The following is a 12,170-nucleotide window of genomic DNA, read 5'->3' as shown; positions in this document are numbered from 1 at the left end:
CCGAGCGCAGGCTCGGCTCTACAGAGCACCAGAAGTGGAAGGAGCGGTAGCGCCGGGCCATGCCCGGCGTCACCGGTCAATGATCGGTGCGATCAGCCAGCGGTTGCACCGGCTGCTTCTGCAGCGACAGCAGGCCCAGCAGCACCGCCAGGGCCACGTAGGCGCCGGCAAACTGCAAACTGATGATGCGCGCCAATCCTTCCAGGTCCCACGGCAGGTAGATGCCGCCGCGCGGATCCACCGAGTGGATCAGCCCGAACAGTGTCAGCAACGCAGCCACCAGCAGGAACCCGCAGGCACGGCGCAGGCGGCCATCGACCATCGCCGCCACCGCCGAAATCCACAGCATCGAGGTGATGATGAAGCCGTTGCCGAGAGTGAAGATCACCGCCAGCTCCGGCAGGCCGTGGCCGTCGAGCTTGGTCAGCAGCTGCGGCAGCTGGTCCGGTGCGATCCAGCCCGGCGCCTTGATCGCCAGCAGGTAGGCCACCGAAGGCAGGAAGCCGAATACCATGGCACCGCTATGGTGACGCGGCGTAGCCTGGAACGCCTGGGTGGTGATGTCGATGGCCACGTACACGATGATCGGTGCGAGCACCGCCAGCGGCAACCACTGCACCAGCCCGGAGATGATACCGAGCATGCCGCCGATGCCGACGAACAGGCCGGTCAGCAGCGTATAGCCGCTGCGCGCGCCCATGTGCTTGTAGGCGGGCTGGCCGATGTACGGCGTAGTCTGCGCGACGCCGCCACACACACCGGCCACCAGCGTGGCCACCGCTTCCACCAGCAGGATGTCGCGGGTGCGGTAGTCGTCACCGGCTGCGCGCGCGCTTTCGGATACGTTGATGCCACCAACCACCATGAGCAGGCCGAACGGCAGCAGCAGCGGCAGGTAGGTCATCGCGGTGGGCAGGCCGTCGAGGAAGCCCAGCGTCGGCAGCGGCAGCACCACCTGCGGCGGCACCCACGCCGGCACATGGAAGCCCGGCGCGCCCAGCCCGGCCAGGCCGAGGCCGTAATACAGCACGGTGCCGAACACGAAGGCCAGCAGCACGCCCGGGCCACGCACCGGCAGTTTGCCCTTGGCGATCAGCACGTACAGCAGCAGGCCCAGCGTGGTGAAGCCGACCAGCGGCGAGCGCAGCGTTTCCAGCAGCGGCAGCAGGCCCATCAGCACCAGCGCGATGCCGGCGATGGAACCCAGCAGCGCGGCACGCGGCAGGGCGCGGGTGACCGCTTCACCGAAGAACGACAGCACGAACTTGAGCACGCCCATGATGACCAGCGCGGCCATGCCCAGCTGCCAGGTGGCGATGCCCGCCGCGTGCGGGTCCATGCCCTGCTGCTTGAAAGCGATGAAGGCCGGGCCAAGCACCAGCAGGGCCATGCCGATGCTGGTCGGGGCATCCAGGCCGAGCGGCATGGCGGTGACGTCGTCACGGCCGGTACGCGCGGCGAGCCGGCGTGCCATCAGGGTGTACAGCAGGTTGCCGATCAGCACGCCGAAGGCGGTGCCGGGGAACATGCGGCCGAACACCACGTCGGCGGGGAACTGGAAGATCCCGACCAGGGCCATGGCGATGAAGCCGAGGATGGAGAGGTTGTCGACGACCAGGCCGAAGAAGCCGTTGAAGTCGCCGGCGACGAACCAGCGACGCGGTGCGGCGGAAGCGGGAGCGGACATGGAAGGGGCGGTGGGGGTGGGGACCGCCGATGGTAGGCCCAGCGGCGCCTGGGCGCCAATTCCGTCGTGGAATGATGGGTTCCAGCCAACGGCGGGGCCCCTCGTGGCTGGGTTGGTCGCGGACAGCGGACCTCAGGGGGTGGGCCGGGCGGGTAGGCTGCGCAGGGGTCGCTGCAAGTACGGCCATGTAAGGGCGCTTTGCTTGCGAAGCACTGCTTCGCAAGCGCCCGAACGCACAGCCGCCAGCGGCTGGGCCGGGCCCCGGAGGGGGACTTGCAGCGCCCCCCGCAACCGGACCCACCCCGCCATCCCACGGATACCCAGCTGTTGCTGTTGCTTCGACCTTCGCCTCCGCAGGTGCAGGGCGCAGCCCTGCCTCGCCCCCCCCTACTTCTTCAGGAAGTTGTCCACCAGCAGATGCTTCACGTCGTCAAAGCGGCCGTTCAACACCGCCTTGGCGGCATACAGCGCCGTGCCGGCGACCTGCTTGGCCTCGATCTGCGGCGGCATCACCAGCTCGGCGCGGCTGGTGTGCACGTCCAGCAATGCCGGGCCGCGCTGCGACAGGAAATCCTGCACCGCTTCCTCCAGATCCTCGCTACGGGTGACCGTGCGGCCATGGAAGCCGATCACTTCGGCCAGGCGGCCGAAGTCCGGGTTCTTCAGGTCGGTGTAGTTATCCAGAAGGCCTTCCACCTTCTGCTCCAGCTCGACGAAGTTCAACGAGCCGTTGTTGAACACCACCACCTTGATCGGCAGATTCTCCTGTACCGCGGTCAACAGGTCGCCCAGCAGCATTGCCAGCCCACCATCGCCGGACAGTGAAATCACCTGCCGGCCGGGGAAGGCCTTCTGCAGTCCCAGCGCCTGCGGCATCGCGTTGGCCATCGTGCCGTGCAGCAGGCTGGTCAGCGTGCGGCGGCGGCCGTTCACGCGGATATGGCGCAGCACCCACACCATCGGCGAGCCGCCGTCGGCGGTGAACAGTGCATCCTCGGTAGCGTGCTTCGAGAGCAGCGCGGTCAGGTGCTGCGGGTGGATCAGCTCGCCCTCGCCCGGCTGCTCCTCCTGTTCGCGCTTCTTCAGCGCCTTGTCGCGATGCTCGATGCACTCGTCCAGGAAACTGCCGTCCTCGCGCGGCGGCAGCATCGGCAGCAACGCATCCAGCGTGGGCGCGATATCGCCGACCACGCCGAGGTTCACCGGGTGGCGGCGGCCAAGGTGGCTGCCATCACGGTCGATCTGGATGATCGTGGCCTTGTCGGGGTAGAACTGGCCCCAGGCGAAGTCGGCGCCGAGCAGCAGCAGCGTGTCGCACTCCATCAGCGTGTGGAAGCCAGACTCGATGCCGAAGATTCCGGTCATGCCCATGTTGTACGGGTTGTCCGGCTCGACGAAATCCTTGGCGCGCGAAGTATGCGCAACCGGCGCCTGCAGGCGCCGGGCCAGTTCCAGCAGCTGCGCGTGCGCGCCCTGGCAACCGGCACCGGCATAGATGCCGATACGCTTGCCCTGCCCCAGCAGCTCGGCAATGCGCTGCAGTTCGGCGTCGGACGGGCGCAGCACCGGCTGGGTGTAGTGCACCGAGAACGGCACATCGTGCTTCACCTCAGCCTGGCTGATGTCGGCCGGCAGGATCACTACCGCCACGCCACGCCGGCTGATCGCCGCCTGGCAGGCCAGGGCCACCACGCGTCGCGCCTGCTCCGGGCTGTGCACCTGCTCGCAGAACACCGTGCAGCTGCCATAGACCGCCTTGAAATCCACTTCCTGCGGAAATTCCATGCCCAGCTCACTGGTCACCACCTGGCTGGCGATCAGCACCATCGGCGCACGGTTGCGGTTGCTCTCAAACACGCCGTTGATGAAGTGCAGGCCACCGGGACCACAGGAGCCCGCACAGGCGGTCAACTCGCCGCTCACCAGCGAATCGGCGCCGGCGGCGAACGCTGCCACTTCTTCATGGCGCACGTGCACCCAGGCGATCTCGCTGCCATGCATCGCATCGGTCACATGGTTGAGCGTATCGCCCACGATGCCGTAGCAACGGCGGACACCAGCCTGCTGCAGGGCGTCCACCACGATTTCGGCCACGCGCTTGCTCATCGGATACATCCTCGAACGGGGGAACGTCCGAGGCTAGACCTGATGAAGTGATGCCCCCGTGGGCAAGTTGCCCATTGCCTCGATGTGCAAACTGCGGGTAGACGTCTCGTCAATCGTTGACGTTGATCCAGCCCTCCACCGCGCCGTGATTCGGGCTTCGATAGCGCAGCTTCACCCAGCCGTTCTGTTCATCCTGCAATTCCACGCGATCGCCCTGCACCAAGTAACGCTTGGTGCTGGACGCACCAGGCCGGTCGAACAGGAACAGGCGCGCGGGTACCACGGTGGCCTGCTGGCCGCGCAACGGTCCATCCGGCGGTGCGCCCAGGCCATCGGCGATGGCACTTTCCAACACACGGCCGGCGGGGTCATAGGTGCGCCAGACCGCCAACGGGCCCTGCTCTTCGGTCTGTTCCCAATGCAGCGCGGCGTTCAACGTATCGCCCAGCATCAGCACGCTCTCAGAGCGGTACAGATGGAGCTTCGCGCCTGCAAACCGGTACTGGTCGGTGTACCACATCGGGCCGCTGCGGCAACTGCTGGTGAGGGTGCGGGTGGCAACGTCCACGCTCAGCCCCATCAGGTCACCACAACTGTCCTTGCCGTGGGTATCGGCCTGCAGCGCGCGGAAACCGGCACTGGCCGGATCGAAGCGGTACACCGCCACCGCTTCATTGACCATGCCCACCGAGGCGCGCGCGACCAGTTCCGGGTAGCCATCGAAATCGACGTCCTCCAGACCCCAGCGCGAATTGCCGTCGGCATCCGCCGCGCCCGCCAGCGTCTGGCGCTTGCCCGACGGTGACAGCTGCACCACGATGCTTCCGTCCTGCTGGGGATCGGCATGCGCCTGCACATGAGCGGCCACCTGGAAGCGTAGCGTTTCGCCGTCGTCGCCACGCGCCTGCGTCAACGGTGCCAGCGCGCCCACCAATACCAGGCCCAGCAGGCATTCCCTGTAGTTCATCATCGCTCCCTGCGGCACCGCGGCGGCACCTTCAACTCAGAACGATACCTCGACCGGCTGCCGCGACCACAGCACCGATTGATGCCTGGTCTGCTGCTTCCACGCCAGGCGGATCGCTTCGATATCGGCGCGGCGCTGCGGGGTGTCCTCGTGCAGCACCACCAGCACCTTCGTGCGCAGGCGGTTGGGCGCGGCATCGCCGCGGAACAGCCACTGGCCGTAGGCATCGAACACGGTCAGGCCATCCGGGAAGCGCGGGGTCACTTCCTTGTCCAGGAACGTGCGCCACTGCGCCTCGCTGATGGTGTCGGCCTGCGGGCGGTTGCCGGCACCCTGCTCCTCGCCCACGCCGAAGTACAGCTCACTGCGCACCCAGCCATGGCCGGCGGACGGGCGTGCGGCATCGCCCTTCAGTTCGGCGGTGGTGGCCGTGGCATAGGCACTGGGCGCCTGCGAAGAGAGGCTGGCGCAGCCGCTGGTGGCCAGCAGCACGGCGAAGACGAGGCCAAGGTGTTTCATCGGTACAGCTCCGGGGAAGGGGGACAAGGCGAGCCGGCAGCGTACAGCGCCACCGGCCCGGCGTGCTGATGCCAACCGGGCATCAGCTCATGCCGGACCGGCAGGGGCTTGCATCCGCACCGGTCATCACGCGAAGATAATATATCGCTTCATCCGGATGGATGTAAGTGAAACTATCTCCCCTTCCCCCGTCGTCGTTGTTGCTGGAGCCCCCATGTCCGCCCGCCTGCTCGCGTCGCCGCTCGGCCTCGCCATCACCCTCGCGCTTTCCTCCGCCGCCGTCCCGGCCCTGGCCCAGGACGCCACCAACCTGGATACGGTGATCGTCACCGGCACCCGTGCCGCCGACCGCACCGTGCTCGAATCCACCTCGCCGGTGGATGTGCTCACCGCCGAGGACATCCGCAAGGCGGGCGTGGTCAACGGTGAGCTGGGCAGCGCGCTGCAGGCGCTGCTGCCGTCGTTCAACTTCCCGCGCCAGTCCAACTCCGGTGGCGCCGACCATGTGCGCGCCGCGCAGTTGCGTGGCCTGTCGCCGGACCAGGTGCTGGTGCTGGTCAACGGCAAGCGCCGCCACCACACCGCGCTGGTCAACACCGACAGCAAGATCGGCAAGGGCACCACCCCGGTCGATTTCAATTCGATTCCGGTCAGCGCGATCAAGCGCATTGAAGTGCTGCGCGATGGCGCCGGGGCACTGTACGGCTCGGACGCCGTGGCCGGCGTGATCAACGTGATCCTCGACAACGGCGGTGACGGCGGCGAGATCGAGGCGAGCTACGGTGCCAACCACACCGACCTCAAGCCGATCGGCCGCACTCTCACCGACGGCCAGACCGGCAACCTCAGCGCCAAGGTCGGCACTTCGCTGGGCGAAGACGGCGGCTTCCTGCGCGTCGGTCTGGAATACAAGCACCGCAACGGCACCAACCGCGCCGGCTTCGACCAGATTCCGCCATGGGACCAGACCCCGGGCAACCTGGCGCTGCAGGGCAAGCGCAACTATGTGCTGGGCGATGGCCAGAGCAAGGACATCAACCTGTGGCTGAACACCGAGATCCCGGTGGGCCAGACCTCGACGTTCTACGCGTTCGGCACCTTCAACCAGCGCGATACCGAAGGCGCCAACTACTTCCGCTACCCCGATGGCGATGCCAACTGGAAGCAGGTCTATCCGAACGGCTACCGGCCGATCTCCGAAGGCGAGAACCGCGACGTGCAGGCCGTGGCCGGCGTGCGTGGGCAGTGGGGCGAATGGAGCTACGACGGCAGCGTCGATTACGGCCAGAACGACTTCACCTACCGCCTGCGTGATTCGCTCAACGCGTCGCTGGGCCCGACCAGCCCGACCCGCTTCAAGACCGCCGACTACGAGTACGCGCAGACCGTGGGCAACCTCGACCTGAGCCGCGTGTTCACCCAGAGCGAGAGCATCAGCCACACGCTGGGCCTGGGCGTGGAAGCGCGCCATGAGCGCTACCAGACCCGCCCCGGCGACCCGGCCAGCTATGCGGCGGGCCCGTACACCGACCGCCCGACCGGCTCACAGGCCGGTGGCGGCCTGACCCCACAGGACGCCGCCACCCTGTCGCGCGACGTGGCCAGCGCCTATGCCAGCCTGTCCAGCCAGTTTGGCGAGAAGTTCTCCACCGATCTGGCCGCGCGCTACGAGCACAACGACGACTTCGGCGGCGAGCTGACCGGCAAGCTCGGCCTGCGCTACGAATTCACCCCTGCGTTCGCGTTGCGTGGCGCCATCTCCAACAACTTCCGTGCGCCGTCGCTGGCACAGATCGGCTACGAGTCCACCTCCACCGGCTACAACGCTGGCGGCCAGCTGGTGCAGGGCCGTTTGCTGTCGGTCAACAATCCGATCGCGCGTGGCCTGGGCGCGCAGGACCTGAAGCCGGAAAAATCCCTGAACACGTCGCTGGGCTTCACCAGTCGCATCGGCGAACACTTCGACCTGTCGCTGGACTTCTTCCAGATCGACATCGACGACCGCATCGCACTGTCGGAGAGCATCACCGGTGATGCACTGACCGGCTACGTGGCAGCCAACTACGGTGTCAGCGGCCTGCAGAGCGCCAGCTTCTTCGTCAACGCCGCCGATACCCGCACCCGTGGCGCCGAGCTGGTGAGCAACTGGCGCCAGTCGCTGGGCGATGGCCAGCTGCTGCTGACCGGCACCTATGCGTATACCAAGACCACGCTGAAGAACGTGCTGGCCACGCCGGCCCAGCTGCAGGCACTGGACCCGGATTATGTGCTGTTCGGGATTGAAGAGACCAACACGCTGACCGATGCCACACCGCGTACACGTGGCAGTTTCTCGGCTGCCTGGAGCAACGACCACTGGTCGCTGAGCAGCCGCGTGAACCGCTACGGCAGCGCCACCCGCGTGTTCAACTTCGGTGATGGCTACATCCCGCGCCAGACCTACCAGGCCGAGTGGCAGCTGGACGCGGAAGTCGAATACCGCATCACCCCGCAGTGGAGCGTGGCCATCGGCGGGCAGAACCTGACCGACAACTACCCGGATCGGTCCAACAGCGATATCCACTACTTCGGCAACCTGCCGTATGACGTGCTGTCGCCGATCGGCAGCAATGGCGCGTACTACTACGGCCGCGTCCGCTATACGTTCTGATCGCGTTGGGTGGGTGCGGACCGTTGGTCCGCGCTGTTTGGGCTGGATGCAGGCTGACCTGCCGTGCCGACCAACGGTCGGCACCCACCGAAGCTGATCCGTAGCCTGCCCTCGACCCCACGTACACGCCCACGCTGGCAAGGTGGGCCGCATGGCTGAACCGCTCCCCCTGCGTCCGCCACCGCCATTGCTGGACGACGCCTGTGCGTTGTTCCTCGATGTCGATGGCACCCTGATCGAGTTCGCTGCGCGCCCGGATGCCGTGCAGCTGCTGCCGGATGTGCGTGACGCCATCGGCCGCATCAGCGACCGCCTGGAAGGTGCCGTAGCACTGGTCAGTGGTCGCCCGCTTGAGCAGCTCGATCAACTGTTCGCTCCCCTGCAACTGCCTGCCGCGGGCCTGCATGGCCATGAATTGCGCGGCGAGGACGGTCGTGTGCTGCGCGAGGAGCACGACGACGACACCGCCGAGTGGCTGCACGCGCTGCACCAGCAGGCGATGCGCTTCGCCCATGGCCACCCCGGCGTGCTGGTGGAAGACAAGGGTGTCGGCCTGGCGCTGCACTGGCGCGGCGCGCCGCACGCCGCCAGCGATGTGCGCGCCTTCGCCGACCGCCACGTGCGCGGCCGTTCCAGTTACCGCCTGCAACCCGGCGACCACGTGGTCGAGTTCGTCCCGGTTGGCAGCGACAAGGGCCGTGCGGTGCGGAGGATGATGCAGTACCTGCCCTTCCGTGGCCGCCTGCCCGTCTTCCTCGGTGACGACCTCACCGACGAATTCGGCTTCGACGCTGCCAACGGCCAGCATGGCTGGAGCGTGCTGGTGGGCGAACGCGAACCCAGCGTGGCCGTGTTCGCGCTGCCCGACATACGCAGCGTGCACGCCTGGCTGCGTGAGAATGCCTATTGACCCGGCCCCCCCACGGCCGCAACCGAGATGTACCGCGTGATGACCCAACCCGATCTTGATCTGGGCGTGGTCGGCAACGGCAGCTTCGGCGCCCTGGTCGACAAACGTGCCCGCGTTGTCTGGAGCTGCCTGCCCACCTTCGACGGCGACCCCACCTTCTGTGCCCTGCTCGGCCCCAACCAGCAGACCGGTGGTGACTTCGCCATCGAGCTGGAAGACTTCGCCAGCAGCGAGCAGGAGTACCTGACCAATACGGCGATCCTGCGCACCGTCCTGCGCGACACGCACGGCGGCGAACTGGAGATCCTCGACTTCGCGCCCCGCTGGCGCCAGAACGACCGCTTCTACCGGCCGGTCAGCCTGATCCGCCAGGTGCGCCCGCTGGCCGGTAGCCCACGCATCACCGTGCGCGCCCGCCCGCTGGCCGATTGGGGCGCGCGCGTGCCGGAGTCCACCTGGGGCAGCAACCATGTGCGCTGGATCCTGCCCGAGCACGTGCTGCGGCTGACCACCGATGTGCCGGTCCGCTTCGTGCGCGACGGCCTGCCGTTCGTGCTCAGCCATCCCGTCCACCTGATCCTGGGCGTGGACGAATCGCTCAACCGCTCGATCAGCGGCTACGTGCAGAAAGCCTTCCAGCGCACCCGCGACTACTGGCGCGAATGGGTGCGTTACCTGTCCATTCCCCTGGAATGGCAGGACGCGGTGATCCGCAGCGCGATCACGCTGAAGCTGTGCCAGTACGAAGACAGCGGCGCGATCATCGCGGCGATGACCACCTCCATTCCGGAAGCCCCCGGCAGCGTGCGCAACTGGGACTACCGCTACTGCTGGCTGCGCGATGCGGCGTTCGTGGTGCGCGCGCTGAACCGTCTGGGCGCAACGCGCACGATGGAACAGTTCCTCGGTTACATCTTCAACCTGGCCACCACCGACGGTACGCTGCAACCGCTGTATGGCATTGGTTTCGAGGCCAAGCTGGACGAGGATGAGGTGCCCAGCCTGTCCGGCTACCGCGGCATGGGCCCGGTGCGTCGCGGCAACCTGGCCTGGGTGCAGCGCCAGCACGACGTGTACGGCAGCGTGGTGCTGGCGTCCACGCAGCTGTTCTTTGACCGTCGCCTGCAGGATCCCGGCGACGCGCACACGTTTGCCCGCCTGGAACCCCTGGGCGAACAGGCCTTCGCCCTGCACGACGTCCCCGATGCCGGCCTGTGGGAATTCCGCGGCCGCACCGAAGTGCACACCTACACCAGCGCGATGTGCTGGGCTGCGTGCGACCGCCTGTGCAAGATCGCCGTGCGCTTGAAGCGTGATGACCGCGCACACTACTGGCGCGAGCGCGCCGACACCATCCACGCCCGCATCATGGCCGAATCCTGGAGCGAGGAGCTGGGCCACTTCACCGATACCTTCGGCGGCCATCGCCTGGATGCCTCGCTGCTGCTGCTGGCCGACATCGGCTTCATCGACGCGATGGACGCCCGGTTCATTGCCACCGTCGATGCCATCGGCCGCGACCTCAAGCACGGCAATTCGCTGTACCGCTACGTCGCGCCGGATGACTTCGGAGAACCGGAAACCAGCTTCACCATCTGTACGTTCTGGTACATCGATGCGCTGGCGGCGATCGGGCGCATGGATGAAGCACGCGAGATGTTCGAGCTGCTGCTGAAGCAGCGCAACCACCTGGGCCTGCTGTCGGAGGATCTGGCCTTCGACAGCGGCGAGGCCTGGGGCAATTTCCCGCAGACCTATTCGCACGTCGGCCTGATCACCGCCGCGATGCGCCTGTCGCGGTCCTGGCAGGAGGCATCGTGAGTCGTCTGGTCGTGGTTTCAAACCGTGTGGCCGTGCCCGGCGAGAACCGCGCAGGCGGGCTGGCGGTCGGCCTGCTGGCCGCCCTGAAGGAGCGCGGCGGCCTGTGGTTCGGCTGGAGCGGCAAGACCGTAAAGGAAGGCAGCGGCACGCTGCACCGGCAGAAGGACGGTGACATCGACTACGTCACTATGGACCTGAGCAAGCGCGAGGTCGATGGCTACTACAACGGCTTTGCCAACCGCACGCTGTGGCCACTGCTGCACTTCCGCCTGGATCTGGTCGACTATGACCGCGGTACCCGCGAGACCTACCACAAGGTCAATGCGCTGTTCGCCGACAAGCTCGCGCCATTGCTGCGCGAGGATGACATCGTCTGGATCCATGACTATCACCTGATTCCGCTCGGCGCGCTGCTGCGCGAGCGCGGCATCGGCTGCCGCATTGGCTTCTTCCTGCATATCCCGATGCCGTCGGCCGACCTGCTGCAGGCGATGCCCGATCACCTGCGGTTGTTCTCCGCGCTGTACGCCTACGACCTGGTCGGCTTCCAGACCCAGCGCGATGCCGATCGCTTCCAGACTTACCTGCGCCTGTTCGGCGGCGGGCGCGTGCTCGACAACGGCGAGCTGGAAGCGCCGGGCGGGCGCCGCTTCCGTGCAGCAGCCTTCCCGATCGGCATCGACACCGAGCTGATCGCACGCCAGGCCGGCACAGCCGCCACCAAGACCGCCGTGAAGAATCTTCGCGCCAGCCTGCGCGACCGCCAGCTGGCAATCGGCGTGGATCGCCTGGACTATTCCAAGGGCCTCCCCGAGCGCTTCCTTGGCTTCGAGCGCTACCTGCAGCGCCACCCTGACCAGCGCGGCTCGTTGACCTACCTGCAGATCGCCCCGGTCTCGCGCGGTGATGTCACCGAGTACCGGCAGTTGCGCAGTCAGCTGGAGCAGATCGCTGGCCACATCAACGGCGGCCATGCCGAGCCGGACTGGACGCCGCTGCGGTACGTCAACCAGAACTTCACACATGCTACGCTCACCGGCTTCTACCGGGCGGCGGCGGTCGGCCTGGTCACGCCGCTGCGCGATGGCATGAACCTGGTGGCCAAGGAATACGTGGCGTCGCAGGACCCGGAGGATCCGGGCGTGCTGGTGCTGTCACTGCTGGCTGGCGCCGCCGACGAACTGAAGCAGGCACTGCTGGTGAACCCGCATGATCTGGACGGCGTGGCCGATGCGATCGCCACCGCAGCCACGATGTCGCTGAGCAGGCGCAAGGAGCGCTGGCACGCGATGATGGAGCACCTGCGCACCTACGACATCAACCACTGGCGCCGCAGCTACCTGGACGCGCTGGAGGGTTGAAGCACGCGTTCCTGTAGAGCCGAGATCCTATGTTCGTGGTCAAGCCTGCTGGAAGCAGGCTTGACCCACTTTCAGCATGGCCGGGTCAAAGTCCCGGCCGCTCTTGAAGACGCCCCAAGCGATCCTGGCCAGCTTTCTGGCCAGGATGT

Annotated in this window: 8 protein-coding genes and 1 pseudogene; 4 read left to right on the top strand and 5 right to left on the bottom strand. The window is 66.9% G+C overall.

What is annotated here, in order from left to right; all coding sequences use genetic code 11:
• Nucleotides 1-76: 76 nt before the first annotated feature.
• From AC5P6A_RS13135 to AC5P6A_RS13120, 4 genes are all read right to left on the bottom strand, one after another.
• A complete protein-coding gene (locus AC5P6A_RS13135; protein WP_180877709.1) occupies nucleotides 77-1,687 on the bottom strand; it encodes a SulP family inorganic anion transporter in 1,611 nt (536 codons plus the stop codon).
• Nucleotides 1,688-2,074: 387 nt separating this feature from the next.
• Nucleotides 2,075-3,793 carry a thiamine pyrophosphate-dependent enzyme gene (locus AC5P6A_RS13130; RefSeq protein WP_180877630.1) on the bottom strand — a complete coding sequence of 573 codons (1,719 nt, stop codon included), beginning with the start codon at nucleotides 3,791-3,793 and terminating at the stop codon, nucleotides 2,075-2,077.
• 109 nt (nucleotides 3,794-3,902) lie between these two features.
• Entirely contained in the window at nucleotides 3,903-4,760 is an 858-nt protein-coding gene (locus AC5P6A_RS13125) for an XAC2610-related protein (RefSeq protein ID WP_180877629.1), read from the bottom strand.
• A gap of 36 nt (nucleotides 4,761-4,796) precedes the next feature.
• Nucleotides 4,797-5,279, bottom strand: coding sequence for a DUF3574 domain-containing protein (locus AC5P6A_RS13120; RefSeq protein ID WP_049410962.1), 483 nt, complete (start codon nucleotides 5,277-5,279; stop codon nucleotides 4,797-4,799).
• Between the two features lie 214 nt (nucleotides 5,280-5,493).
• Here AC5P6A_RS13120 and AC5P6A_RS13115 point away from each other — a divergent pair, with 214 nt between their 5' ends.
• The 4 genes from AC5P6A_RS13115 (at nucleotide 5,494) to otsA (ending at nucleotide 12,021) form a co-directional block, all read left to right on the top strand.
• Nucleotides 5,494-7,929 (top strand): TonB-dependent receptor plug domain-containing protein, encoded by a 2,436-nt coding sequence (locus AC5P6A_RS13115; protein WP_346715136.1) that lies wholly within the window; start codon nucleotides 5,494-5,496, stop codon nucleotides 7,927-7,929.
• 151 nt (nucleotides 7,930-8,080) lie between these two features.
• Nucleotides 8,081-8,839 (top strand): trehalose-phosphatase, encoded by a 759-nt coding sequence (gene otsB / locus AC5P6A_RS13110; protein WP_021202060.1) that lies wholly within the window; start codon nucleotides 8,081-8,083, stop codon nucleotides 8,837-8,839.
• Between the two features lie 39 nt (nucleotides 8,840-8,878).
• The gene (locus tag AC5P6A_RS13105; RefSeq protein ID WP_495222324.1) at nucleotides 8,879-10,660 is read left to right on the top strand and encodes a glycoside hydrolase family 15 protein; all 1,782 of its coding nucleotides are present in this window, start codon (nucleotides 8,879-8,881) and stop codon (nucleotides 10,658-10,660) included.
• Nucleotides 10,657-12,021 (top strand): alpha,alpha-trehalose-phosphate synthase (UDP-forming), encoded by a 1,365-nt coding sequence (otsA, locus tag AC5P6A_RS13100; RefSeq protein ID WP_021202062.1) that lies wholly within the window; start codon nucleotides 10,657-10,659, stop codon nucleotides 12,019-12,021. Before AC5P6A_RS13105 ends, otsA begins: the two co-directional genes overlap by 4 nt.
• Nucleotides 12,022-12,060: 39 nt before the next feature.
• Here the strand turns inward: otsA and AC5P6A_RS13095 are convergent.
• Nucleotides 12,061-12,170, bottom strand: a pseudogene (locus AC5P6A_RS13095) (IS110 family transposase); the annotation flags it as partial.

It is taken from the genome of Stenotrophomonas sp. YJH_SMC_20 (genome assembly GCF_059367845.1).
The sequence above is the reverse complement of the archived record's forward strand: the minus strand, read 5'-3'. Positions and strand labels throughout refer to the sequence as shown.

What these genes read in the sequence shown, in the direction of transcription:
- AC5P6A_RS13135 (WP_180877709.1), bottom strand. Translation starts at nt 1,687, where the DNA reads ATGTCCGCTCCCGCTTCCGCCGCACCGCGTCGCTGGTTCGTCGCCGGC.
- AC5P6A_RS13130 (WP_180877630.1), bottom strand. Translation starts at nt 3,793, where the DNA reads ATGAGCAAGCGCGTGGCCGAAATCGTGGTGGACGCCCTGCAGCAGGCT.
- AC5P6A_RS13125 (WP_180877629.1), bottom strand. Translation starts at nt 4,760, where the DNA reads ATGAACTACAGGGAATGCCTGCTGGGCCTGGTATTGGTGGGCGCGCTG.
- AC5P6A_RS13120 (WP_049410962.1), bottom strand. Translation starts at nt 5,279, where the DNA reads ATGAAACACCTTGGCCTCGTCTTCGCCGTGCTGCTGGCCACCAGCGGC.
- AC5P6A_RS13115 (WP_346715136.1), top strand. Translation starts at nt 5,494, where the DNA reads ATGTCCGCCCGCCTGCTCGCGTCGCCGCTCGGCCTCGCCATCACCCTC.
- otsB (WP_021202060.1), top strand. Translation starts at nt 8,081, where the DNA reads ATGGCTGAACCGCTCCCCCTGCGTCCGCCACCGCCATTGCTGGACGAC.
- AC5P6A_RS13105 (WP_495222324.1), top strand. Translation starts at nt 8,879, where the DNA reads ATGACCCAACCCGATCTTGATCTGGGCGTGGTCGGCAACGGCAGCTTC.